Source organism: Arthrobacter sp. AG258, from assembly GCF_004364695.1.
In the GTDB taxonomy this organism is placed as follows: domain Bacteria; phylum Actinomycetota; class Actinomycetes; order Actinomycetales; family Micrococcaceae; genus Arthrobacter.
In genome coordinates this window covers 26192-48840 of sequence record NZ_SOBI01000011.1, presented here as the reverse complement: position 1 = coordinate 48840, position 22649 = coordinate 26192, and the positions used below count along the sequence as shown (strand labels likewise).

19 protein-coding genes, 1 tRNA gene, 1 pseudogene and 1 riboswitch are annotated in these 22649 nt (G+C 67.8%); of the genes and pseudogenes, 9 read left to right on the top strand and 12 right to left on the bottom strand.

The features are described from left to right. Positions 1-47: 47 nt before the first annotated feature. Positions 48-1052, bottom strand: a complete 1005-nt coding sequence (locus DFO47_RS19415; RefSeq protein WP_133832684.1) for an EamA family transporter — start codon at positions 1050-1052, stop codon at positions 48-50. 73 nt (positions 1053-1125) lie between these two features. On the opposite strand from DFO47_RS19415, the gene DFO47_RS19410 reads away from it, so the two are divergent. Then, positions 1126-2055, top strand: coding sequence for a LysR family transcriptional regulator (locus DFO47_RS19410; RefSeq protein ID WP_133832683.1), 930 nt, complete (start codon positions 1126-1128; stop codon positions 2053-2055). On the opposite strand, the gene DFO47_RS19405 is transcribed toward DFO47_RS19410, so the two are convergent. From DFO47_RS19405 to DFO47_RS19395, 3 genes are all read right to left on the bottom strand, one after another. Continuing rightward, positions 2033-2560: a histidine phosphatase family protein gene (locus DFO47_RS19405; RefSeq protein WP_133832682.1), complete on the bottom strand. Its 528-nt coding sequence runs from the start codon at positions 2558-2560 to the stop codon at positions 2033-2035. The genes DFO47_RS19410 and DFO47_RS19405 overlap by 23 nt on opposite strands. 88 nt (positions 2561-2648) lie before the next feature. Then, positions 2649-3512, bottom strand: coding sequence for a winged helix-turn-helix domain-containing protein (locus DFO47_RS19400; RefSeq protein WP_133832681.1), 864 nt, complete (start codon positions 3510-3512; stop codon positions 2649-2651). 571 nt (positions 3513-4083) lie between these two features. After that, a complete protein-coding gene (locus tag DFO47_RS19395) occupies positions 4084-5016 on the bottom strand; it encodes a hypothetical protein (RefSeq protein WP_208294437.1) in 933 nt (310 codons plus the stop codon). A gap of 232 nt (positions 5017-5248) precedes the next feature. On the opposite strand from DFO47_RS19395, the gene DFO47_RS19390 reads away from it, so the two are divergent. The 6 genes from DFO47_RS19390 to DFO47_RS19365 all read left to right on the top strand — a co-directional run bounded on the left by DFO47_RS19390 (position 5249) and on the right by DFO47_RS19365 (position 14206). Then, positions 5249-5989, top strand: coding sequence for a response regulator transcription factor (locus DFO47_RS19390; RefSeq protein ID WP_018762397.1), 741 nt, complete (start codon positions 5249-5251; stop codon positions 5987-5989). A gap of 13 nt (positions 5990-6002) precedes the next feature. Next, positions 6003-7478, top strand: coding sequence for a HAMP domain-containing sensor histidine kinase (locus tag DFO47_RS19385; protein WP_109044753.1), 1476 nt, complete (start codon positions 6003-6005; stop codon positions 7476-7478). A gap of 82 nt (positions 7479-7560) precedes the next feature. Further along, positions 7561-8988, top strand: a complete 1428-nt coding sequence (locus DFO47_RS19380; protein WP_133832680.1) for a bifunctional glycosyltransferase family 2/GtrA family protein — start codon at positions 7561-7563, stop codon at positions 8986-8988. Further along, complete coding sequence (locus tag DFO47_RS19375; protein ID WP_133832679.1) at positions 8985-11099, top strand: glycosyltransferase family 39 protein; 2115 nt, start codon at positions 8985-8987, stop codon at positions 11097-11099. Before DFO47_RS19380 ends, DFO47_RS19375 begins: the two co-directional genes overlap by 4 nt. Before the next feature lie 6 nt (positions 11100-11105). Further along, positions 11106-13187 (top strand): glycosyltransferase family 39 protein, encoded by a 2082-nt coding sequence (locus DFO47_RS19370; protein ID WP_243835557.1) that lies wholly within the window; start codon positions 11106-11108, stop codon positions 13185-13187. A gap of 145 nt (positions 13188-13332) precedes the next feature. Then, positions 13333-13495, top strand: a riboswitch (cyclic di-AMP (ydaO/yuaA leader). A 3-nt stretch (positions 13496-13498) separates the two neighbouring features. Beyond that, a complete protein-coding gene (locus tag DFO47_RS19365; RefSeq protein WP_026264763.1) occupies positions 13499-14206 on the top strand; it encodes a hypothetical protein in 708 nt (235 codons plus the stop codon). A gap of 67 nt (positions 14207-14273) precedes the next feature. On the opposite strand, the gene DFO47_RS19360 is transcribed toward DFO47_RS19365, so the two are convergent. From DFO47_RS19360 to DFO47_RS19350, 3 genes are read right to left on the bottom strand one after another with little or no spacing between them, the layout of a single operon-like run. Continuing rightward, on the bottom strand, positions 14274-14675 hold the full coding sequence (locus DFO47_RS19360; RefSeq protein ID WP_133832678.1) for a glyoxalase superfamily protein: 402 nt from the start codon (positions 14673-14675) through the stop codon (positions 14274-14276). Between the two features lie 44 nt (positions 14676-14719). After that, complete coding sequence (upp, locus tag DFO47_RS19355) at positions 14720-15355, bottom strand: uracil phosphoribosyltransferase (RefSeq protein ID WP_109044758.1); 636 nt, start codon at positions 15353-15355, stop codon at positions 14720-14722. Between the two features lie 12 nt (positions 15356-15367). Continuing rightward, positions 15368-16171 carry a phosphatase PAP2 family protein gene (locus tag DFO47_RS19350; RefSeq protein WP_243835555.1) on the bottom strand — a complete coding sequence of 268 codons (804 nt, stop codon included), beginning with the start codon at positions 16169-16171 and terminating at the stop codon, positions 15368-15370. Between the two features lie 55 nt (positions 16172-16226). Between DFO47_RS19350 and tadA the strand changes: the two genes are divergently transcribed. Continuing rightward, positions 16227-16733 (top strand): tRNA adenosine(34) deaminase TadA, encoded by a 507-nt coding sequence (tadA, locus tag DFO47_RS19345; protein WP_133832676.1) that lies wholly within the window; start codon positions 16227-16229, stop codon positions 16731-16733. 78 nt (positions 16734-16811) lie between these two features. On the opposite strand, the gene DFO47_RS19340 is transcribed toward tadA, so the two are convergent. The 4 genes from DFO47_RS19340 to DFO47_RS19325 all read right to left on the bottom strand — a co-directional run bounded on the left by DFO47_RS19340 (position 16812) and on the right by DFO47_RS19325 (position 21158). Beyond that, positions 16812-17921, bottom strand: a complete 1110-nt coding sequence (locus DFO47_RS19340) for a glycosyltransferase family 4 protein (RefSeq protein WP_133832675.1) — start codon at positions 17919-17921, stop codon at positions 16812-16814. Positions 17922-17923: 2 nt separating this feature from the next. Further along, on the bottom strand, positions 17924-18319 hold the full coding sequence (locus DFO47_RS19335) for a 6-carboxytetrahydropterin synthase (protein WP_133832674.1): 396 nt from the start codon (positions 18317-18319) through the stop codon (positions 17924-17926). A gap of 8 nt (positions 18320-18327) precedes the next feature. Continuing rightward, the gene (locus tag DFO47_RS19330) at positions 18328-19362 is read right to left on the bottom strand and encodes a zinc-binding alcohol dehydrogenase (protein WP_243835553.1); all 1035 of its coding nucleotides are present in this window, start codon (positions 19360-19362) and stop codon (positions 18328-18330) included. A 236-nt stretch (positions 19363-19598) separates the two neighbouring features. Further along, on the bottom strand, positions 19599-21158 hold the full coding sequence (locus DFO47_RS19325) for an HNH endonuclease signature motif containing protein (RefSeq protein WP_133832673.1): 1560 nt from the start codon (positions 21156-21158) through the stop codon (positions 19599-19601). 244 nt (positions 21159-21402) lie between these two features. On the opposite strand from DFO47_RS19325, the gene DFO47_RS19320 reads away from it, so the two are divergent. Continuing rightward, positions 21403-21492: transfer RNA gene (locus DFO47_RS19320), tRNA-Ser, on the top strand. A gap of 133 nt (positions 21493-21625) precedes the next feature. On the opposite strand, the pseudogene DFO47_RS19315 reads toward DFO47_RS19320, so the two are convergent. Then, positions 21626-22431, bottom strand: a pseudogene (locus DFO47_RS19315) (alcohol dehydrogenase catalytic domain-containing protein). Positions 22432-22649 lie beyond the last annotated feature (218 nt).

Below are 22649 nucleotides of genomic sequence, written 5' to 3'. Positions count from 1 at the left end.
GGCCAGGCGTCCGGGCCCCACGCATCCGGCGTCCAGGCTTCCCCCGGTCAGCGTACGTCCGCCTCCCGCGCTCCCGCCCGCGGGACATCGACGGCAGCCAAGCGCCCGTCGTCGTCCGCGTCTCCGGCCCCCAAACCGGCACCACGGCCCGGCAGCGGCTCAGCCCCGCGCCGCTGACGGCGCCCGCCCGTTCCGGTGATCACCGCGGTCGCGACGCCACCCAGGAGAAGCAGTCCGCCCGCCAGTTCCGTTGCCGACGGCATCTCTGCGAGGACCAGCCACGCCGCGCTCATGCCCACTACCGGGACCAGGAGCGTGAAGGGCACCACGGCCGACGACGGGTGGCTGGCAAGGAGCCGGTTCCAAATGCCGTAACCCACCAGCGAGGCGAAGATTGCCGTGTACAACGCGCTGAGCACGGTGGGCATCTGCAGGGTGGCCAGCGACTGCCACACCGTATCCGGGCCGTCCACCAGCACGGACAATGCGCCCAGCGGAAGCGGGACCACAGCCCCGGACCAGACCACCAGCCCCAGGCCGGAGGCGGCTTTGGCCTTCCGGGCCAAGACATTCCCGGCGGCCCATGACAAGGCCGCAGCCAGGACAATGACCAGCGGGAGCAGCGGCGCCACAGCGCTGCGTCCTGCCGCCACGACGGCGAGTCCGGCGACGCCCAGCACGACGCCCGCCAGTTGCCGCCGGCTGGGGCGTTCGCCCAGGAAGCCCGCGGCAAGGAGGACGGTCAGCAGGACCTGCGCCTGCAGGACCAGGGACGCGAGTCCCGCGGGCATGCCCAAGGCCATGGCCAGGTACAGGAGGCCGAACTGGCCCGCGCTCATGAAGAGTCCGACGCCGAGGATGGCCTTCCAGCCGACGTCCGGTTTCCTGATGAAGAAGATCCACGGGAACACCACCAGGACAAAGCGCATGGCGACGAACAGCAGCGGCGGGAAGTCGTGGCCGCCGGCGTGCAGCCCGAGGTCGATGGCAACGAAATTCAGGCCCCACAGCAGGGCGACAAGGACGGCAAGCAGGGAATCGCGCAGGTTCACAATCCATACTCTGACAGGACTGCGGATGAAGCACCAGCGCTGGTTTATACCGCGAATCATGTACCTTTGCTTCATGATTGATATTGGCTCCCTGCGGGCCCTCGCAGCGGTGGAGCAGCACGGTTCCGTCATTGCGGCTTCGGAGGCCATGGGGTTCAGCCCATCGGCCGTGTCCCAACAGGTGAAGAAGCTGGAGAAGGAAGCCGGCTTCGCGGTGCTGGAGCGCCGGGGCCGCGGCGTCCTGCTCACGGAGCGCGGACTGGCCCTGGCGGCATACGGCCGGCGCATCCTGGCCGAACTGGAGGAACTGCAGTCCACGCTCCTGGCAGATCCGGCCAAACCCAGCGGCAGCCTCCGGGTGGTGTCATTTTCCACGGCCTGCCGCGGACTGGTGGGCCCGCTGCTGGCACAGCTCGAAAAGTCAGGGGTGCCGTTGGGTATCTCCGTGCTGGCCGAGGATCCGCGGGAAGCCGTGGCCCGGGTGGCCAATGGGGAGGCGGACCTCGGCCTGGTGCACAATTGGAATTCGGTGCCCTTGGTGATCCCGGAGCATCTGACGCTGGAGTGGCTGTGCGAGGATGTGGCGGACGTCCTGGTGCACCGCAGCCATCACCTGGCGGGTCGCCCTGCGGTTGCACCGGCGGAGCTTGTTGACGAACGCTGGATCAGCACGCCGGCGGGGGCAATCTGCAACGAAGCCCTGCTGCGGATTTTCGCGGATTTGGGCCGGGTGCCGGACATCCGGGTGTACGATCCCGATTTCGCGACGCATATTGCGATGGTGGAGCAGGCGGTGGCGGTGGCGCTTGTTCCCCGGCTGGGGCGGCCGGCACTCCCCCGGGATGTGGTGGCCGTCCCGGTGGTCAACCCGGTCCAGGCCCGCCAGGTTGGGCTCATCCATCGCAAGACCATGACGGCCAGCCCCGGCATCAGGCACGTCGCGGGCCTGCTGCGGGAGATTGCCGCAGGCGGGGTTGCCGCTAGTGGGCCCGGGGAACTTTGAACCGGGTAATCCTGGCGTCCTGCCCATCCAGTTCCGCCCAGGGTTTCTCTGTCTGCAGCACGGTCAGCGCATTGGTGGGGAAGCGGGTGGCGGCATCCATGTAGGCGTCGTGGTCGGAGTCCCGGGAGGCGAGGTGCATTGCCAGGTCCTGCACGCCGGGCAGGTGCGCGATCAGCATCAGCGTGGTCACGGTGTCCGGCACGTGGTTGACCACGGTGAGCATCCGCTGCGCTGAGGCCGCATACAAGCCGTCTTCAAGCTTGGGCGTGGGCGCCTTGTCCCCCAGTTCGGAGCAGACCCAGGTGCACGTCTGCCGGGTGCGCAGGGCGCTGGAGCACAGGATGAAGTCGGGGACGATGTTGTGCTCGAGCAGCCACCGCCCGGCGAGCGGCGCTTCCCGGTGTCCGCGTTCCTCGAGCGGCCGCTCATGATCGGCCACCCCGCCCGGCCAGTCAGCCTTGGCATGGCGCATGATCACGAGGCGTCGAACATGGTGCGAACTCATGGCCCAAGCCTAGCTAATCCCGTGGGCCCCTAAGATGGTCCCGCAAAATGCTCCCCGCCCGGTGGGGCAGGACGAATGGAACCCGACGCTAGATGGAGTACTCGGGAGCGGCCCAGACAACAACTTCGGGGTGCTCGTAGAACCGGTAGCCCTGGCCGCGGACCGTGCGGACGGTATTGGCAAGGCGGCCCAGCTTGGAACGGAGGCGCCGGATGTGGACGTCGATGGTGCGCTCATTGGGCACCTCTTCGGCGTTGCGCCACAGCCCTTCGAGCAGTTCGTCGCGGCCCACGGTGCGGGTGCCGTTCTCAACGAGGTAGTTGAGGAGTTCAAATTCCTTGAAGGTGAGGTTCAGGGATTCACCATCGAGGTGGACTTCGCGGCGCGCGAGGTCGATCAGGACACCGGAGGGGCGCGGTTCCTGCGGCTGCGCAGGACGGGCGGCCTCGGTGCGCTGGCGGGAGTTGACCGTGGGGTCGCCGAACGTGGAACGGACGACGTCGAGTGCGGACCCGGGGGTGCCTGCCGGAGCTACCGCAACGGCGGCGTAGCTCTCGGCACCGGAAACCAGCGACTGGGCGTAGGCACGGATTTCCTGGGCGAGCTTGGCGATGGAGGTGCCGGCTGCTGCCGCGGTTTCCTCATCGATCCCCATGTACAGGACGAACCCGCGGGCCACATTGTCATTGGCCACCGGGCGGACAGCATTCGGACCGGCCACCACGGGCGTGGGGGCCGTGACGGGAGCGGCCTCGGCGGGCTGGACGGCGCGGAGCTGGCCGTAGGAGTTCGGGTTGTACCCCTGCGGGGCGTAGCCCTGCGCGGGGAAGGCGCTTCCGGAGGTGGGAGCGAGCGCCGGGCGGGGCCCGAAACCGGGGCGCAGGCCGGAGGGCTGGCCTGCCTTGGCGGCGTTACGGACGGAGATGTGGACGTATCCGGATGCAACTGACATGGAATGCTTACCTCAATGTGAATGGCCGCGTTCGCGGCTCGAATGCTGGATTCCCCGTCAACGCGGACCGGGGAGGGACGCCCGACGCTGGGCTGGGGGGCGAATGCCTAAGAACTTCAGGGGTGCGAAGGTCAGGCGTGCATTCGACAACAGCGCATGTCGGCAGCAGCGGATGTGCTGGGCCAATATTCTGCGGCTGCAGGTGCTGTTGAGTTCTTGTTCACATTGGAAGTGTGCAGCGTAACAATGCCAACTTGCAAGTAACAATGGACCAATTCGTCCACATGGTGAGACAAAACCGTCGATTGTGTTTTAGATCACTATTTCGAGATGGGGAAATAATAACGTTCGTTATCCGGAGGAAAGCCTCGGATAGCCGCCCACTCGGAAGATAATTCGATGGAACGCTAATTCTCCGAATCTCCCTGAAATTCAATCGCTTGACATAGAATCGGCTGGACGACGGGAGCTCATGTCCAGTCCCGGTCCTGCCGGCGGCAGATTTTTTAGCCCTGACGGCGGGCGTGGGCCGGCGGCAGGACCTGCCTGGGAGTGGTACGGCATGCCGGGATCAGTTGCTGCTGGTTCCGGCACCTGCCGAGGTACCGGAACCGGCGGTGGCAAGCTGGATGGCTTGGACGGTGTAAGTGTCGCCGTCCTTGAGCGCGGTCACCCGAACGCTGGATCCCGCGGTCACGTTGGACAAGCTAAGCGTGCTACCAGTGGATGTGCCCCCGCGCTGCCTCATCCCCTGGGTGACCTGCACATCGGAGCCCACGGCATAGGTCCGGGAGAAGCCGTCCTCGCTCTTGACCGTCAGCGACGTGGCCGACACATCCGTCACCGTGCCCGCCTGGCCCGCCATGGTTACGTAGTTGGAACCTTCCAGGATCACATACTCGGAGTGGATGGCAGCGTTCAGGCCGGCCGCCCCCATCCCCAAGCCACCGGGGCCCCCGTCCATGCCCATGCCGCCGGCCGTGCCGCCGTTGGTACCGGCCTGGCTGCCCGGCCCGGCCATGCCGTTCTGCCCGCCGGGACCGAACTGGCTGACCGCGCCGGCGCCTTGGGCGTTGGCTGCTGAGCCCGAGCCGTTTCCGGCAGCGTAGGCGCCGGCGCCGGCCGCTGCGCCCAGGACCACGGCCGCGCCGCCAACCAGGAGTCCCTTCTTCGCCGTCCACGCACCTTTCGGCCCGCGGGACGCCGAGGTGGAAGCGTACTGCTGCGGTGCGCCCCAACCAGTGCCGCCGCTGTGCACCTGGCCGGTTGCCGGCGGAGTACCCCACCCTGCCGATCGCGGACCTTCCACGGGCGTTCCCCAACCCTGCGAAGGCTGCTCCTGCCCGACCGTTTCGTATGCTTCCCCGCCCTGGTTGGCCGGGAACTCCCGGTCGTGGGCCGCCGCGCCGTGGCCGCTGCCCTCTGGTGAGCCTCCCCAGACGGGGGCAGGCTGCCGGTTCTGCCCTGATGTGCCCGGGGCTGGCTTGGTGTTGTGCTCGTCCATTGTCATTCTCCAAGAAGGTCGAAACTGCTGGTGGTGATGCTGTCTGTTCCAACAGGCTCTGCCGAATTGCTGTGCAGAGGCTGTGCAGCAGGCCACCACGGCCTGTGACCTGCACGCTTCCGCCTGCACGGGCAGGCTCCTGGCCTCGGGTCCAGGTGGCTAGGCTGGAGCTCACAGCTGGAGCACAGCAACGGCAAAGCACCGGCACACCGGTAGATCGGAGAGTTGTCCCATGGCATCCCCGCACTCCATGACCAACAACCTGCCCCAGCTCTCCCATCCCGACGGCTCTCCGATCCGGGCCCTGGTGGTCGATGACGAACCCAGCCTGTCGGAGCTGATGAGCATGGGCCTGCGTATGGCGGGCTGGTCCGTGGCCGTGGCCGGGGACGGGCCCACGGCCGTCAAGCTTGCCAAGGACTTCCATCCGGACGTCCTGGTGCTCGACGTCATGCTGCCGGGGTTCGACGGCGTGGAGCTGCTGGGCAGGATCCGCGCCTTCGCGCCGGAGGTGCCCGCGCTGTTCCTGACCGCAAAAGACGATGTCCAGGACCGGATCGTGGGGCTGGCAGCCGGCGGCGACGACTATGTGACCAAGCCCTTCAGCATGGAGGAAGTCCTGCTGCGCCTGCACCGCCTGGTCCAGCGCTCCGGCGTGGCCGCCATGGATACGGCCGAACTGGTGGTTGGCGACCTGGTCCTCAATGTGGACACCCGGGAGGTCACCCGGGCCGGGGAGGAAATCCAACTGACGGCCACGCAGTTTGAACTCCTCCGCTACCTCATGGAAAACCCCAAGCGCGTGGTGAGCAAGGCCCAGATCCTGGACCACGTGTGGGACTACGACTTTGGCGGCCAGGCGAACATCGTGGAGCTGTACATCTCCTACCTGCGCAAGAAGCTCGAAGCCAACCATCCGCCCATGATCCATACCGTGCGCGGAGCCGGCTACGTCATCAAACCCGCAGACTAGCCAAAGGAAACGCGTGTCTCTTTCCGGGGTTCCCCGGCCCACCGGCCGCTCGTGGTTCAACCCTGCCACCTGGCATCTTCGGACCCGCCTGATCCTGCTCTCCATGGCCCTCCTGGTGGCCATCTCGAGTGCGATCGGCGTGGTCAGTTACGCCTCGATGGACGTGGTCCTCTCCAAGCAGTTGGACGAGCAGCTGACCATGGCTTCACGCGGCCGCCCGCCCGAGGGCAATCCCTCGGGACGACCGGATCCGCTCGACGCGCGGGGTCAAAGCGTGGGAACACTCAACGCCAGGGTGGTGGGTGGCCAGATCACTCGGGAAGCGGGTTTCCTGTCCGCGGATTTCACCCGCACGCCGCTGACTTCCCGGGACACGGCCACCCTGCAGGCCCTCCCCCGTGACGGCAGCCCGGTTGACCGGGAACTGTCCAACGGCGACTACCGGCTCATGGCGACACAGACCCCTTATGGCGACGTGGTGATCACCGGGCTGCCGCTGGCAACCAAGGAAAGCACCGAGGCCTCGCTGGTGTTGACGATGGTGCTGGTGTCACTGGGCGGCCTTGTCCTGATCGGGCTGGCCGGCACGGCGTTGATCCGCCGGACCATGCGGCCGCTGGAGCAGCTCTCCGACGTCGCCACCAAGGTTTCCAAGCTGCCGCTCGACGCCGGCGAGGTAGCCCTGGCGGTGCGTGTCCCGCCGTCGGCAGCGCATCCCACCACGGAAGTGGGCAGCGTGGGGCACGCGCTGAACCTCATGCTGGACAACGTCTCCAGCGCTCTCGAAGCCCGGCAACGGAGTGAGATGAAAGTGCGCCAGTTCGTGGCGGACGCCTCCCATGAGCTCCGGACCCCATTGACCGCCATCCGCGGATACACCGAGCTGATGCGCATGACCGAAACCCTCACCGAGGACGGCCAAAAGTCGCTGGGCAGGGTGCAAAGCCAGTCTGAGCGCATGACCGCCCTGGTGGAGGACCTGCTGCTGCTGGCCCGGCTGGATGAGGGCAAGGCGACCGAAACCACCGATGTGGACCTCACCCAGCTGGTGATCGAAACCGTCAGCGACGAAAAGGTCATGGCACCGGACCACACCTGGCAGCTGACGTTGCCCGATGAACCGGTAACCGTCCGCGGCGACACCACCCAGCTCCACCAGGTCCTGGCCAACCTGCTCTCGAACGCCAGGAAGCACACGCCGGCCGGCACCACCGTCACCACCGGGGTCATGCGCTCCGCCGACGGCAGCGTGGTGGTCACGGTCACCGACGACGGCCCCGGCATTCCCGCCGAGTTCCAGGGCAACATTTTCTCCCGGTTCACCCGGGCCGATGCCTCCCGCTCAGGCTCCGAAGGATCGTCCGGGCTGGGGCTTTCGATCGTCGAATCCATCGTCGCGGCCCATGGCGGCACCGTGGAACTCGCCTCCCGGCCGGGCAGGACCGAGTTCGCCGTCCGCCTGCCGGCAGCGGCAACCGCCACCTCCTGACTGCGAGCGCCGGCCGCACTTACACAGGCACGTCACAGGTTGCGCCTAAAGCCCTCAAATACGGCGGCGCCACTCTTGATTCATGACGCTCACGGACTCCACTTCAGGAACCCTGCCGGACGCCGCGGTGGCGCCGGTGGGCATTCCATCACGGGGGCGCGCCGGACGGCGCGCCCCCGTGGACACCCGCACCACCGCGCCGGTCCTGGATGTGACCATCCCGGTCTTCAACGAGGAACGCGACCTGGAGGAATGCCTCCGCAGGCTCCACGCCCACCTGCTCGATTCCTTTCCGCACTCCTTCCGGATCACCGTGGCCGACAACGCCAGCACGGACGGCACCTTGAAGATCGCCGAACGCCTCGCCCGGGAGTTCCCCGAACTCGCGGTGGTCCACCTCGACGAAAAGGGCCGCGGAAATGCGCTGCGCAAGGTGTGGCTGGCGTCGCCGTCGCCGGTCCTGGCCTACATGGACGTGGACCTCTCCACCGACCTTGCGGCCCTGGCACCACTGTTGGCGCCGCTGATCTCCGGCCATTCGGACCTTGCCATCGGCACCCGGCTGACCCGCAACTCCCGCGTAGTCCGCGGACCCAAGCGGGAATTCATCTCGCGCGGCTACAACCTGATGCTGCACTCCTTCATGGGTGCCCGGTTCAGTGACGCACAGTGCGGGTTCAAGGCGATCCGCGCAGACGTGGCCCAACAGATCCTTCCGTACACCGTGGACAACTCCTGGTTCTTCGACACCGAGCTCCTGGTCCTGGCGGAGCGGTGCGGCCTGCGCGTCCATGAGGTTCCCGTGGACTGGATCGACGACCCTGATTCAAGCGTTGACGTGCTGCGGACGGCGCTGGCGGACGTCCGGGGCATGGCACGGCTCACCCGCGACCTGCTCTACGGCCGCATCCCGGTTCCGGAGCTGCGGGCAGCCCTGGCGCGGGGGCCGCTGCCCGCCTCGTCCCGGGCGGCCGAGCAAACCCGCGGCAGCAGCCTGTTTGGCCAGTTGGTGCGCTTCGCCGCCATCGGTGCCGCGTCGACCCTGGCCTACCTGGCGATCTTCGTGTCCTGCCGCAGCTTCATGGATCCCCAACTTGCCAACTTCCTGGCCCTGCTGATCACGGCCGTGGCCAACACGGGAGCCAACCGGCGCTTCACGTTCGGCATCCAGGGCGGCAACCCGGTCCGCCACCACTTTGAGGGGCTGATCGTGTTCGGCATCGGCCTGGTGCTCACCTCGGGTGCGTTGGCACTGGTGCACAGGACGACGACGCCGGACCGGTGGGCGGAGATCCTCACCGTCGTGGCGGCGAACCTCGCCGCCACCGCCGTGCGGTTCCTGCTGTTCCGGCTCTGGGTCTTCCGGGAGCGGGCGCCGCGTACAGCACCCTCCACGCGCCCCGTTCCATGGACAGGCCCTGGACCGGCAACACCATCCGCCGGAACCCCCGCAGCTTCGTCCGCCGACGACACTACCGCCACCGCCTCCACAGAAACGGCAGCATCATGACCTCCACCTTTTCACCGGCAGGCGCCGGATCGACCACCGAATCAACCGACGGTCCACAGCACCCGTCAGGTGCCGCGGCTTCCTCTGCCGGCCCCGCACGCACCGGACCGCGCTGGACCCGCTACGCCTTCGGCGGCCAGCCCCGCTGGGTGCGGCCCTCGGCCGCCGGCCTCCTGGTGGCCACGGCAATCCTGTACCTCTGGAACCTGGCCGCCACCGGCTTCGGAAACTCCTTCTATGCCGCTGCCATCCAGGCGGGCACCAAGGACTGGACGGCATTCCTCTTCGGATCGCTCGACGCCGGAAACGCCATCACCGTGGACAAGCCGCCCGCCGCGCTCTGGATCCCGGCCCTGGCGGGCCGTATCTTCGGCTTCTCGTCACTGAGCATGCTGGTGCCCGAAGCGCTCATGGGAGTGGCCGCCGTCGGCTTCCTGTACCTCGCTGTGAAGCGGGTTTCCGGTCCGGCGGCAGGCCTCCTGGCCGGCAGCGCCCTCGCACTAACGCCTGTGGCGGCGCTGATGTTCAAATTCAACAACCCGGACGCCATGCTCACCCTCTGCCTGGTGCTGGCGGCGTACTTCACCACCCGGGCCATCGAACGGGCCGGATGGAAGTGGCTGGTGGCGGCGGGGGCCGTGATAGGCCTGGCGTTCCTTAGCAAGATGCTGCAAGGCTTCCTGGTGGTTCCCGCGCTTGGACTTGCCTACCTGTGGGCTGCCCCCACACCGCTGGGACGCCGGCTGGTCCACCTGCTCGGCGCGCTGGGCGGGATCATCGTGGTGGCCGGCAGCTACGTTGCCCTTTTCCAACTGACGCCGGCCTCGGAACGGCCGTACATGGCCGGGTCCACCACCAACAGCTTCCTGGAACTGACCTTCGGCTACAACGGCCTGGCCCGCATCACCGGTTCGGGTGAAGGAATGCCCGGAGGTGGAGCCGGCGGCCCGGGCGGCGGTGCGGCGGGCGGCTTCGGCGGCGGAAATGCGGGATTCGGCGGCGCGGCCGGCCTGCTGCGGATGTTCGGGACCAGCTTCGGCGGCGAGGTGTCCTGGCTGCTGCCTGCCGCCCTGGTGCTGCTGGTGGCAGGCTTATGGTTCACCCGCCGCGAAACGCGCACGTCCCGGAGCCGCGCGGCCTTGATCCTGTGGGGCGGCTGGCTGCTGGTCACGGCGGGCGTCTTCAGCTTCATGAGCGGCATCGTCCACCCCTACTACTCGGTGGCACTGGCACCGGCCATCGCCGCGCTGGTGGGCATCGGCGCGGCGGAACTCTGGCGCGGCCGCGCGTACTGGCCGGCACGGACCACTCTTGCCGTCGTGGTCTTAGGCACCTCCATCTGGTCCTCGGTGCTGCTGGGCCGCGACGCGTCGTGGCTGCCGTGGTTGCGCATCGCCACCATCGTCCTTGGTGTCCTTGCCGCGTCCGCCATCCTCCTCCGCCTTGACGGCAAGGGCGCTGCGGGACGGTTCCGGCGCTCCGGGACGGCTGCCGTCGTCGTCCTCTCCTTGTTGGCCGGGGGCCTTGGAACGGCTGCCTGGACCTTGGCCACCGCCGCGTCCGCCCATTCGGGATCCATCCCGACGTCGGGGCCCGCAGGTTCGTCGGCGGGCGGTTTCGGCAACAGGGCTGCCGGCTTCCGGGACGACGCCGCGCTCCGTGGCGACCGGACCGACGGAACGGATGCGGCAGCCGGTGCCGGCGGTTTTGATCCCGCGAACGGAGCCGGCGGCTTCACCGGGGCCCCCGGAGCCGGCGGGGCGGGTGGTCCCGGCGAAGGCACCGCCGATGCAGCCGTGACCGCACTGCTCACCGGCACCACCACGAAGTGGTCGGCGATTGTCTCCGGGGCCAGCCAGGCCGCCAGCCTGGAACTGGCCACGAACACCAGCGTCATTGCCCTGGGCGGCTGGAACGGCGGCGACCCCTATCCCACGCTCGCCGAGTTCCAGGCCATGGTGGCCAGGGGTGAGATCAGCTACTTCATCGAAGGCGGCATGGGCGGCGGCATGGGCGGCCGGGGCGGCAACTCCGAGGTGGCCGCCTGGGTGCAAGCCAACTTCCAGGCCCAAACCGTGGGTAACTCCACGGTGTACCAACTCACCAAGTAGGACCCCATGGCCAGATCTAACTCCACTCCGGTGCAGGCTCCCTCCGCTCCCGCTGCCCCCGGCCCTGCTGCCGCGGCCGGCGTGCGGCGGGAGTCCCCGGCCCTCCGGCACCGCCTGGAACTGGCAGCCGTGCTGGCAGCTACCGCCGTGCTGTACCTGTGGAACCTCGGGGCATCGGGCTGGGCCAACGCTTTCTACTCCGCCGCTGCCCAGGCCGGATCGCAGGACTGGGCGGCCTGGTTCTTCGGTTCCTCGGACGCCGCCAATTCCATCACGGTGGACAAGCCACCGGCGTCCCTGTGGATCATGGGGTTGTCGGTCCGGATTTTCGGCCTGAGCTCCTGGAGCATCCTGGTTCCTGAAGCCCTGATGGGCGTCGGCACCGCCTGGCTGCTGTACCTGGCCGTCCGGCGGGCCGCGGCACCGGCCACCGGTGATCCGCGCCTCGCCCACCGGGCAGGGCTGCTGGCCGCCGTTGCGCTGGCACTGACGCCCGTGGCCACGCTGATGTTCCGGTTCAACAACCCGGACGCCCTGCTGGTGCTGCTTATGACCGCCGCGGCCTATGCGGTGCTCCGCTCCGTGCAGGAGGACAGGCTGCGCTGGCTCCTGCTGGCAGGGGTTTTCCTGGGCTTCGGGTTCCTTGCCAAGCAGCTGCAGGTCCTGCTGGTGGTTCCCGGGTTTGCCCTCGCCTACCTGGTCGCGGCGCCCGCCAGGCTGGGCCGGCGGCTGCTGCATCTGCTCGCCGCCGGTGCCGCGATGCTTGCCGCGGCCGGCTGGTGGCTGGCGGTCGTGGAGCTCATCCCGGCTGCGGACCGTCCGTTCATTGGTGGTTCGCAGGACAATTCCATCCTGGAACTGACCCTCGGCTATAACGGCCTCGGCCGGCTGACGGGCGACGAGACAGGGAGCGTGGGCGGCGCCAACGGCTGGGGCGTTCCCGGGCTGCTGCGGATGTTCAACAGCGAATTTGGCGGCCAGATCGCGTGGCTGCTGCCCTCCGCACTGATCCTTGCTGCCGGCCTGCTGTGGGTGGGACGCCGGGCGCCGCGGACTGACGCCGTCCGGGCGTCGGTGCTCATCTGGGGTTCCTGGGTCCTGGTGACCGGCCTGGTCTTCAGCTTCATGGCGGGCATCATCCACCCCTACTACGCGGTGGCATTGGCGCCCGGGATCGCAGCCCTGGCCGGCCTGGGCCCGGTACTTCTCTGGCAGCACCGGCGGCAGGCCGCAGCGGCGGTCTTCCTGGCCGCCGCAGTGGCCGCGGCAGCCCTGATGGCATTCACCCTGCTGGGAACCACATCCGCCTACGGCCCGTGGCTGCGCTGGGTGGTGCTGGCTGCAGGCCTTGCGGCCGCAGCAGGAACAGGGTTGAACAGGTTCATCCGCCTGCGCTCCGTGCAACGGACGACGACGGCGCTCGCCATTGCGGCATCGCTGGCCGGCCCGCTGGCCTTCTCCATGTCGACGGCGGCGACGGCGCACAGCGGGGCCATTGTCAGCGCCGGACCGGCGACGTCGTTCGGCGGCCCGGGCGGGTTCGGCGGAAACCGGACCGGCGGGTTTGGCGCGGGCGGCACGTCCCGGCAGTTGAACGGCCAGGCTGGACAAGGCCAGGCCGGACAAGGCCAGGCCGGACAAGGCCAGGGTGCCGGCCAGGGCGGGGCAGCAGGCCAGGGCGGGGCAGCGCAGGGCGGTCAGGGTGCCACCGGTGGCCGCGCCGGCGGGATGGGCGGCCTTCTGGGTGCGCCCACGCCGTCGGCCGGGCTCGTGGCCGCATTGAAGGACGGTGCCTCAAACTACACCTGGGCAGCGGCAGTAGTCGGTTCGAACAATGCCGCAGGTTACCAACTGGCCACGGAACTGCCGGTGATGGCCGTGGGCGGCTTCAACGGCACCGACCCCTCCCCCACGCTGGAACAGTTCCAAGCGCTGGTCTCCCAAGGCCGGATCCACTACTTCATTGCCGGCGGGACCATGATGTCCAGCAGCGGCTTTGACGCCTCCACCCGGATTGCACAGTGGGTGGAGTCCACGTTCCCGGCGCAAAACATTGGCGGGACCACGGTCTATATCCTGGCGGGATAACCCGGCGCCGGGGATCCGCCTGCAGCAAATCGACGCGCCATGATTCGTGACTTCCGTTACCCAAATGTGACTAATGCGCAATCTTCCTGTACCGTCGATTGGGTGCGGTCCCCGTTCGGGCCGCATATCCCGGGTTGACGCCAAGCTCTGCCGCTTCCCGGATTCCGCTTGAGCAACGGCAGAGGCGGGGGACCCACCGTCCCGGGCAATGATTGCCCTTGGGGTTAAGCCAGCACGTGTTTTTTCCGTGCGGCCGGATGCCCTCATCCGAACCCGACAGCTAACTCCGCAGGTGTGAGAGGCGATCAATCATGTCTAAATCCATGGCAAAACCATGCCTGCAAACCAAGGCAAAACATCGGGCCAAACCCCAGCCCGCCAAAAAGACCACCGTGGGCCGGCGTGTTGCGGTCCTCGCTGCATCATGCGCGGTGCTGGTTGGCGTTGGCGCGGCAGGCCAGGCGACCAACAGCATGACCCAGGCGTCGTCCACCGGGTCAAGCGCTTCCACGTCGGCGGCGGATGCCCAGATGAGCATCGAGAAGAGCGAAATCCGGTCCAACCCGGCCGCTAATCCTGCTCCTTCCGCCATCAGCGTGGCACCGCAGGCCGCGGAGCCGGCCCCCGCGCCCGCTCCCGCCGCCCCGCCTGCTGAAGCACCCGCACCTGCGCCGGCCCCCGCACCTGAGCCTGCTCCCGCCGTCGCGGTTAACGATCCCGCGGGCGCCCAGGCCTACGCCGCCAGCCAGCTGTCCTCCTTTGGCTGGGGACCGGACCAGATGCAGTGCCTGCAGACGCTGTGGACCAAGGAATCCGATTGGACCACCACCGCCACCAACGCCAGCAGCGGCGCGTACGGCATCGTCCAGTCGCTGCCGGCGGAGAAGATGGCCAGCGCAGGCGCCGACTACCTGACCAACTACCGCACGCAGATCAACTGGGGCCTGGACTACATCAAGAAGAGCTACGCCTCGCCCTGCGGCGCGTTGAACTTCCACCTGGCACACAACTGGTACTAGGCACCACCAGCACCGGGCGCAACGCAAACCGCGGGCCGCATCATGTCGATGCGGCCCGCGGTTTGCGTTAACCGGCGCCCCGGACGTCGCCCGGCCCGGCGTTCCGCCAGGGGATGTACTGGACAGACCACTTGTTGCCGTCCGGATCGGCGAAGTACAGGAAGTGGCCCCACTGCTGCACATCCACGTCGCTGACGTCCACGCCGTTGCCCTTGAGTTGGCGGTGGGCAGCCTCGATGTCGCTGACCACCAGCTGGAGGTTGGATCCTGTGCCGGGCGGAGCGTCGGTGAGCCCTTCGCCGATGCAGATGGAGCAGGCGGAGCCGGGTGGCGTCAACTGCACGAAGCGGATCGACTCCGACGGGCGTTCGTCGTAGTCGGCGTTGAAGCCAACCTTGTTGACGTAGAAATCCTTGGCGCGGTCCACATCGGATACAGGGACAAAGACAAGTTCAAGTTTCCAGTCCATCCGCACAGGCTAGCGGCGGGAACGGTTTTGAAAAAGGGTGGAACCTACCCGGCGATCCCGTACAGGCGGTCGCCGGCGTCGCCGAGGCCGGGAACAATGTAGGACTTCTCGTTGAGCTTCTCGTCGATGGAGGCCAGGACGATGTGCACGTTTGCGTCGCCCAGTTCCTCCTCCAGCTTGGCCAGGCCCTCCGGGGCCGCCAGCAGGCAGATGCAGGTGACGTCGGAGGCGCCGCGCTTGAAGAGGAACTTGATGGCCTCACGCAGGGTTCCGCCGGTGGCCAGCATCGGGTCCAGGACGAAGACCTGGCGGCCGGTGAGGTCCTCGGGGAGGCGCTCGGCATACGTGATGATGTCCAGGGTTTCCTCGTCCCGGGCCATGCCCAGGAAGCCCACCTCGGCGGTGGGCACCAGCTTGGTCATGCCTTCCAGCATGCCCAGGCCGGCGCGCAGGATGGGAACTACCAGCGGCGTGGGCTTGGTGAACGCGGTGCCGACCGTGGTGCTGACGGGCGTTTGGATGGTGACGGGCTCGGTGCGGACCTCCCGCGTGGCCTCATAGGCCAGGAGGGTCACCAGCTCCTCCGTCAGCTGGCGGAAGACCGGCGACGGCGTGTTTTTGTCCCGCAGGACGGTGAGCTTGTGGGCGACCAGGGGGTGGTCAACAACGAGAGTGCGCATCCCCTAAAACTATCATCCGGCGCTGCCTTTGCCGGGTCCGGAGTGTTCGCCGTCGTGCAGCTCCTCGGCCACCACGTCCCTGACGATGGGACGGTCGAACGACGGCGCCGCACCCACGTGTTCCCGCCTGCGGACAATGTGGAACAGCCGGTGGGCCATAATCACCACACCCACCCAGGTGAGACCCAGCAGCCAGCCCGCCATGACATCCGTGAGCCAGTGGTGGCCCAGGAAGACCCTGCTCAAACCCATGGCGATGATGAACACCGCGCCCGCCGTGATGGCCAGGACCCGGACGCGCATGGCGTGGAACTGGAGGCAGATCAGGTACACCACCAGGCTGATCACCACGGTGGTGTTCAGGGTGTGCCCGCTCGGGAACGACGGGGAATCCTCGTACGGCGGAACGGCGTCTGCGTGATCCGGGCGCGTGCGTCCCACCAGCTTCTTGCCGAAGGTGGTGGCGGTAATGGACACGGCAGCGGCTCCGCCGATCAGGACCAGCGGACGCCAGTTGCGGCTGAGGAAGGTCAGCCACGCGGTGAGGATGCTGGCCAGGATGGGCATTCCGATGCCACCGCCGATATTGGTGAACCCGGTAACGAACGCGTCGAGCCCGGGGCTGCGGAGGCTCTCGGACAAGGCCAGCGCCGGCTTGTCCAGGTTGGCCAGCCCGGCGGAGTCCACCACGTCGTCATACACCTCGGCGCCCAGCAGGGCGAGGGAGACGATGACAACACCGCCCACGAGGATGGTGAGGACCAGCGCCGCGTAGGGTTTGAACCAGGTCCCCAAGCGGTCCCGAAGCGTATCCATGGTGCCTCCCGGCATCGGTAAGTAACCTGAGTATCCCCGAAACTATCATTGAGCCATGCCGTTGCCCGAAAAGAAACACGACGCCTGGATGGGCCTTGCCCTCGCGGAGGCGCACCGCGCCCTCGCCACGGAGGACGTGCCCATCGGCGCCGTGGTCATTGGGCCCGACGGCAGGGTGCTGGGTTCCGGCCGGAACCAGCGGGAGGAGCTGGGTGACCCAACAGCCCACGCCGAGGTGGTGGCCATCCGGGAAGCTGCCGCACGGTTGCAGGAACGGGCCAGGCTCGACGGCGGCCGGGGCGACGGCTGGCGGCTCTCCGACTGCACGTTGGTGGTCACCCTGGAACCCTGCGCCATGTGCGCGGGCGCGATCGTCCTGGCCAGGATCCCCCGGGTGGTTTTCGGGGCGTGGGACGAGAAAGCCGGTGCCGCAGGATCCGTGTTCGACATCCTGCGCGAACGGCGGCTCAACCATTGGGTTGAGGTGTACCCGGGCGTCCGCGAGGAAGAGTGCGCCCGGTTGCTGCGCGAGTTCTTCGCGGCGCACCGCAGCAGCCTTTAGCGCGTCCGGCGGCGGGCATCTTTACCGCGGCGGGTTTCCGGCAGTCCGCGGCGCGTTTCCGGCAGTCCGCGGCGGGTTTCAGGCAGGCCGCGGCTGCCCGTTCCCTCGGTCGCCCGCTGCCACTACGGCCAGCAGGGCCTGGGCCGTGCTGCTCCAGCCGGGGAGGTCCTGCCGGGCCTCCGCTGCGGCTGCGCGCCAGCCCTCGCGGACCCGCGCGTCCCCGAGCCACCGCCGCAGGACCGCAGCCAGCCGGCCGGGACTCTCCTGGCCCCCTACGGGCAGGGGAACCGCTGCCCCCGGAAGTCTTGGCCCGCCGTCGGACGTTTCCAGTCCGGCGAGGGTAAGCGCCTCCACCGCGCCCGTGCCTGCCCTGACCAGCGCTGGGATGCCGTGGGCCAGGCTCTCGGTGACGGCCATCCCAAACGCTTCCGTCCGTGACACCAGCAACGTCAGGTCGGTCCGGGCCCACTGTGCTTCCAGCGGCTCGCCGGTGAGTTCGCCGGTCAGCCACACCCGCTCCTGCAGACCGTTCCCGGCAACCGCAGCCTGGACTGCCTGCGCATACAACGGATCGGCCCGGTCCGACCCCACGAACGACGCAGTCCAGTCAAGATCCCTGATCCGGCCCAGGGCCTCGACCGTGAGCAGCTGGTCCTTGTTGGGCAGGAGCGCCGCAACGACCGCCAGGTGGGGCGGCGTGGAACCGGCCGCCAAAGGTGCCGGCTCCACGCCGGGGAGGACAACCCGCGCTTGCGGGAGCCCCCGTTTGAGGAGCACGTTTGCCGCCGACGTGCTGGTGCAGATGACCCCGGTTGCGGCGCGCAAAGACCTGGCTTCGCGTTCAAGGGCCTGCGTGCCTGCATCTTCCGGCACGGGCATATGCACCAGGACCCATGTTTGCCGGCCGGCTTTCGCAGCGAATTCCAGTTCGTCCGGAGCGCCCACGGCCACCAGTCCATCCACGATCGCCACCGGCTGCCCGGGATGTGTTTCCGGGTCCCACGCCCCGAGGAGGGCGCCCAGCCGGCGTCGTTCGTGTGCGCCGGCATCCGGCCAGGTGCCCTCCACGGCAATGACCTCAGCCCCTGCACCCAAGGCCTGGAGGCCGGCAACCAGGCACGCGTTGTAGACATTGCCGCCCGAGCTGTGGCGGATATTGCCCGGGACGAGCAGCCGAAGGGGGCGCATGGTCAGTCGGACAGGTCCAAGGCGTAGGTGGCCCAGGCGTCCGGATTTTCCCGGAGGGTGACGTCGATTCCCGCCAGCTCGGGGCCGTCTGCCGTGTCCTTGATCCTGTCAGCCACCTTCCGGGCGATGTACTCGGCCAGCGCCTCCGTGGTGGTGAGCTTGTCCTCGAAATCCGGGTGCTCGTCCAGGTTTCGGTAGTTCAGGCCGCCCAGCACGTCCTCGATGATGGTCCCGGCGGCCCCAATGTCCAGCACAATCGCGTCCGGGTTCAGGGCATGACGCCGGAAGCTCACCTCGGCGACGAAAGTTGCGCCGTGCAGTGCTTGCGCAGGCCCGAATGCTTCGCGCGGAAGGCTGTGGGCGATCATGAAGTGGCGGCGGACGGTCAAGCTGAACATGGGCTACCTTACGTTTCGGAGTTGTGGGTTGCGTGGCTGGGGGCCGGGTTGCCGGAAGGGTATTCGACCACGTGGCACAGGGCTTCGAGAGTGCCGTCGGCCAGGCGCTGGACCACCTCGGGAAGGTCCTCGAACCGGGACGAACCGGTCAGGAAGGCATCGAACACGGGGTCCTTGAGCAGCGATACGGCAAGGTTGAGGCGGTCCGCGTTGGTGCGGCGGTGGCGCCGGGACCGGGACACCATGCCTACCTGGCTGGCCCTGATGGACAGCCTGCGCGCGTGAAAATCCTCGCCCAACGGTATGGTCACCGTCCGGTTGGCGTACCAGGACATTTCGATGACATCGCCGTCGTCGCCGACGAGCTGGAGGCTGCGTTCCAGCCCTTCCTGCGAGGCCGAGCAGTGGATGACAATGTCGCAGTCGGCCAGGGCATCGTCGGGATGGACGAAGTCGACACCGATCGCATCGGCCAGCTGCTTCCTGCCCGGGTCCAGGTCCACCAGTTGCAGGCGCTGCAGCGGGAATGTGCGCAACAGGGTGGCCACCATGCCGCCCACCAGGCCCGCGCCGACGACGGCAACCCGGTCCCCCAGGCGCGGCCCAGCCTCCCACAGGGCGTTGACTGCGGTTTCGACCGTGCCGGTCAACACTGCGCGCCGGGACGGGACATCGTCCGGGATCCGCGTCAGTGACTCCAGCGGCACCACATAGCGGTCCTGGTGCGGGCTCAGGCAGAACACGCGCGCGCCCATCCAGTCCTGGGGCCCTTCCTCGACAACGCCAACGGAGAGGTAGCCGAATTTTACCGGCCCCGGGAACTCCCCTTCCTGGTGCGGGGCGCGCATCTGCCCAGCGACCCGGGGCGGAACAGCGCCGGCGTGGACTACCATTTCGGTGCCCCTGCTGATGCCGGAGTACAGGGCACGGACCAACACCTCGCCGGGACCGGGTGCGGGCATTTCTTCGGGCCTGAGCTCGCCGTGCTGCTTTGCGGTGGTCCAGTATGCGGTTGCGTGGATCGGAGGCTGTGGATTCATCATCTTGCTGATGAATCTAGCCCGACGTGCATGCGCCGGGAAAGTCCGACGGCGGCCGGCGGCGTTTCCGGTCACCGTTCCGTTTGGGAAGAGGCGGGTGAACGGCCCGGCGGACCGAGTGCGCACAGAGTGCGCACCGCAGCTTGGGCGTGGGGCCGCTTGCTGCGGTCGAGGCTTGTGGGCGCAGCAAGCGTCCGCAGTGGCCGTCGGGCGGCATACGCATGGGGGTGTCCCGCCGCCTAAGCAGAGGGCGGGTGGAGAATGCGGTCCAGGCACGCTTCGGCCAGCGAGTAGTCGATTCTGTTCAGGTCCGCGACGCCGAAGGGCATTTTCTGCAGGGGCCTTGGCTCTGCTCTTTCCAGTTCCGGCGCCGTCCTGTCGTGGTCGACGAATCCCGGTGGCCACACGGGTGGTTGCCAGTCTTGGTGTTCGCTGTGGTAGTGGCGGCCGGCCGGTGAGGTCCAGCCCGGTGGTTCGGTTTTGCTGGCCGGGGTGGGTTTCCAGCCGGTGGTGTGCCGGAGCCGGTGGTGTTTCGGGCAGGGCTGTCCCAGGTTGCTGACTCCGGTGGTCCCGCCGTTGGCCCAGGCCAGGATGTGATCGGCCTCGGTATCCAGTGAGCTGTTGCTGCAGCCGGGGAACGGGCACTTACCATCCCGGAGCCTGAGCCAATTCCGCATCGCCTTGCCCACCCGGTAACTCTTCCTGCCTATCTCCAACGGTGCCCCGTCCCGCGGATCCACAAGCACCCGGTAAAACGAGCCCGCCCCCTCAGCGACCAACCGGCGCGCCATCGAAGCCGGGATCGGCCCATACCCATCCAGCACCGCCGCCTCATCCGTCAACCCGAGCAACGAAAACACCGGCACGGTCACCAACACCTGCGCCCGGACCGCATCAGGCGGGACATCGGCAGGCCTCTCGAGGTCATCGGGGCTGGTGCAACCTTCGCCTGGCCCCGCGTTCCTCCCGGCAGCCTGTCCCGTGCTCAGACCGACGGTCAGAAGGGACGTGGCAAACACATCGGCCCGGAGCTGGGTGAGGGTCCTGGCCTCGCCGGGTCCCTGCACGCCCCGGGCAACAGCGGTCAGCCGGTTCCAGCCCGCTGCTGCCTGGTCCGCGGGCAGATACGCACCCAGCCAAGCCATCCCGTCCCGGTCCGGCCGGAACTCCACCCGCCGGTCCACCACCCCCTTGGCGTGACGCTGCTCAATGCTCCCGGCATGGCGGCGCTCCCGCCAAACCCTGGCCTTGGCCCGGAACCGGTGCGCCGGCAACTCCCCCACCGCACACCCCCGCACCGCATCCGGTGCATCAGGGTCCAGGAAATGGGCCTCCAACCCCGCCGCCCCCGCAGCATCCAGCCCGCCCGTTTCATCGGCCATCACCGTGGCGTGCTGCCAGGACAGGGTCCCGTCGTTCAAAGCAGCCGCAGTCCGCGGCAACCCCTTGACCACAGCGTGCGAGGTGGCCAGGAACGAAGACGCAGCCCGCGGACCCAGCGCCAGCACACACCCGACCTCCGCCGCGACCGCCATCTCCTGCGCCACCACCGGCACCCCCGGCCCCGCCACAACACCGGCAGCATCCGCAAACGCCACCGCAGCCCGCGCCTTCAAACCAGCGACACGGGCCTCCACCTCACGAACACCGGCCAGAACATCAAGGCAACCATCCGCCAACCCAGCCAACGGATCAGCAGCAGAGAACGGCTCGCCTCCCGCTCCGTCCACCTCGGCAACCAGCACGGCAAGGGCAGCACGAATATCCGCCAACGCTCCCACCACCGCCGCTTTCCCCATAAACCCATCATCACAAGGGGGTACGACATTCAAGGGGCCGGCCACCACAACCGGTCACCCAAAGAAGGCAGATTGGGTTTCGACAAAGCAAACCACCGGCAGGCCCGGCCACCGACAAGCCCACCCACCAGCGCACATCAACCACCGGCGCGCCCACCCACCCACAGCCCACCCACCGGGCAAGCAGCCCGAATCCGGCCTCGTTTTGGGGATGACGGCCTCGCTCCGGTACCCTATTGAGGTTGGTGACGTGTCCGAGCGGCCGAAGGTGCAACACTCGAAATGTTGTTTGGTGTAAAAGCCAACGTGGGTTCAAATCCCACCGTCACCGCCACGTATAAAGGCCCGGGTTCCCTTGGAAACAATGGAACCCGGGCCTTTCGCTTGCCCGGGCCGGGGGGTTCAAATCCTCCGGCGGGAACGACTCACCCGTACCGGCAGCTGAAGCTCCGCACCCCGAAAAAGCGTCAGCGGCTCGGATGGATCATGGTCATGCCCGCCACGTTCGCCGTATCCATCCGGGGAAGCATCACGGCCGCATCTTCGAGCCCGATGACGCGTTCAATAAGCTTCTGCGGCTGGAGTGCGCCGGATTCGATCAGGGCGAGCATTCCAGGGTAATCCGCCGCGGCCATCCCGTGGCTTCCGAAAACGTCCAATTCCCACGCAATAACCCGGGCCATCTGAACGCGCGGGTGGCCCTCAACCGGCGGCAGTAGCCCGATCTGGACGTGCCGGCCACGTCGCCGGAGGCTCAGGATCGCGTCGGCGCAGGTCTGCTCGCTGCCGACGGCGTCGATGGAGACATGGCTTCCTCCCGTCAGGTCGTGTACCTTCGACGGAATATCAGAACTTCAAAGCTGACCCCCTCAGGGATCGCCACGAGATTGGTGTCCGCCGCATGGATCACCACGCGCTCAGCGAACGACCCCCAATGCGTGAAGCCCGGCTGCTGCTGGTCCGGGCATACCTGTGCATTGCCGCCGAGGCACCACTCGCAGGTCCCGCAACCCTCCACGAAAGGGGCCGTCACCCGGTCACCCACCGCCCATCCGGTTACTCCCTGGCCGACCTCAACGACGACGCCGGCGAACTCGTGGCCGGGAACGTGCGGCAGGGCGATGTCGTCGTGTCCGGCCCACGCGTGCCAGTCGCTGCGGCACAAGCCCGTGGCGACGACGGAGATCACCACGCCTCCTGCCGGGGCCTCAGGCTGGTCCACGTCCTGGACGGTCAGCGGTCCGGCGATCTGGCGCATAACAAGGGAACGCACTGGCCCTCCTTCGGCTTGATTGTCCAGCCCAGTCTAGGTGGGGGCGAGGGTGAACCGGGCGCGCCTTCATAGTTGCGGCGCACGTTCCTGTGGCCCCGTCCCAACGGCCGGTACGCGTCCCGTGACTGAAGCGAACGGCCAGCAGATATGCGTTGTGCAACATTCATGCAGAATAGGGTTTCAATCAGGCATCTGCGCCTGGAAAACAGGCCTAAGAG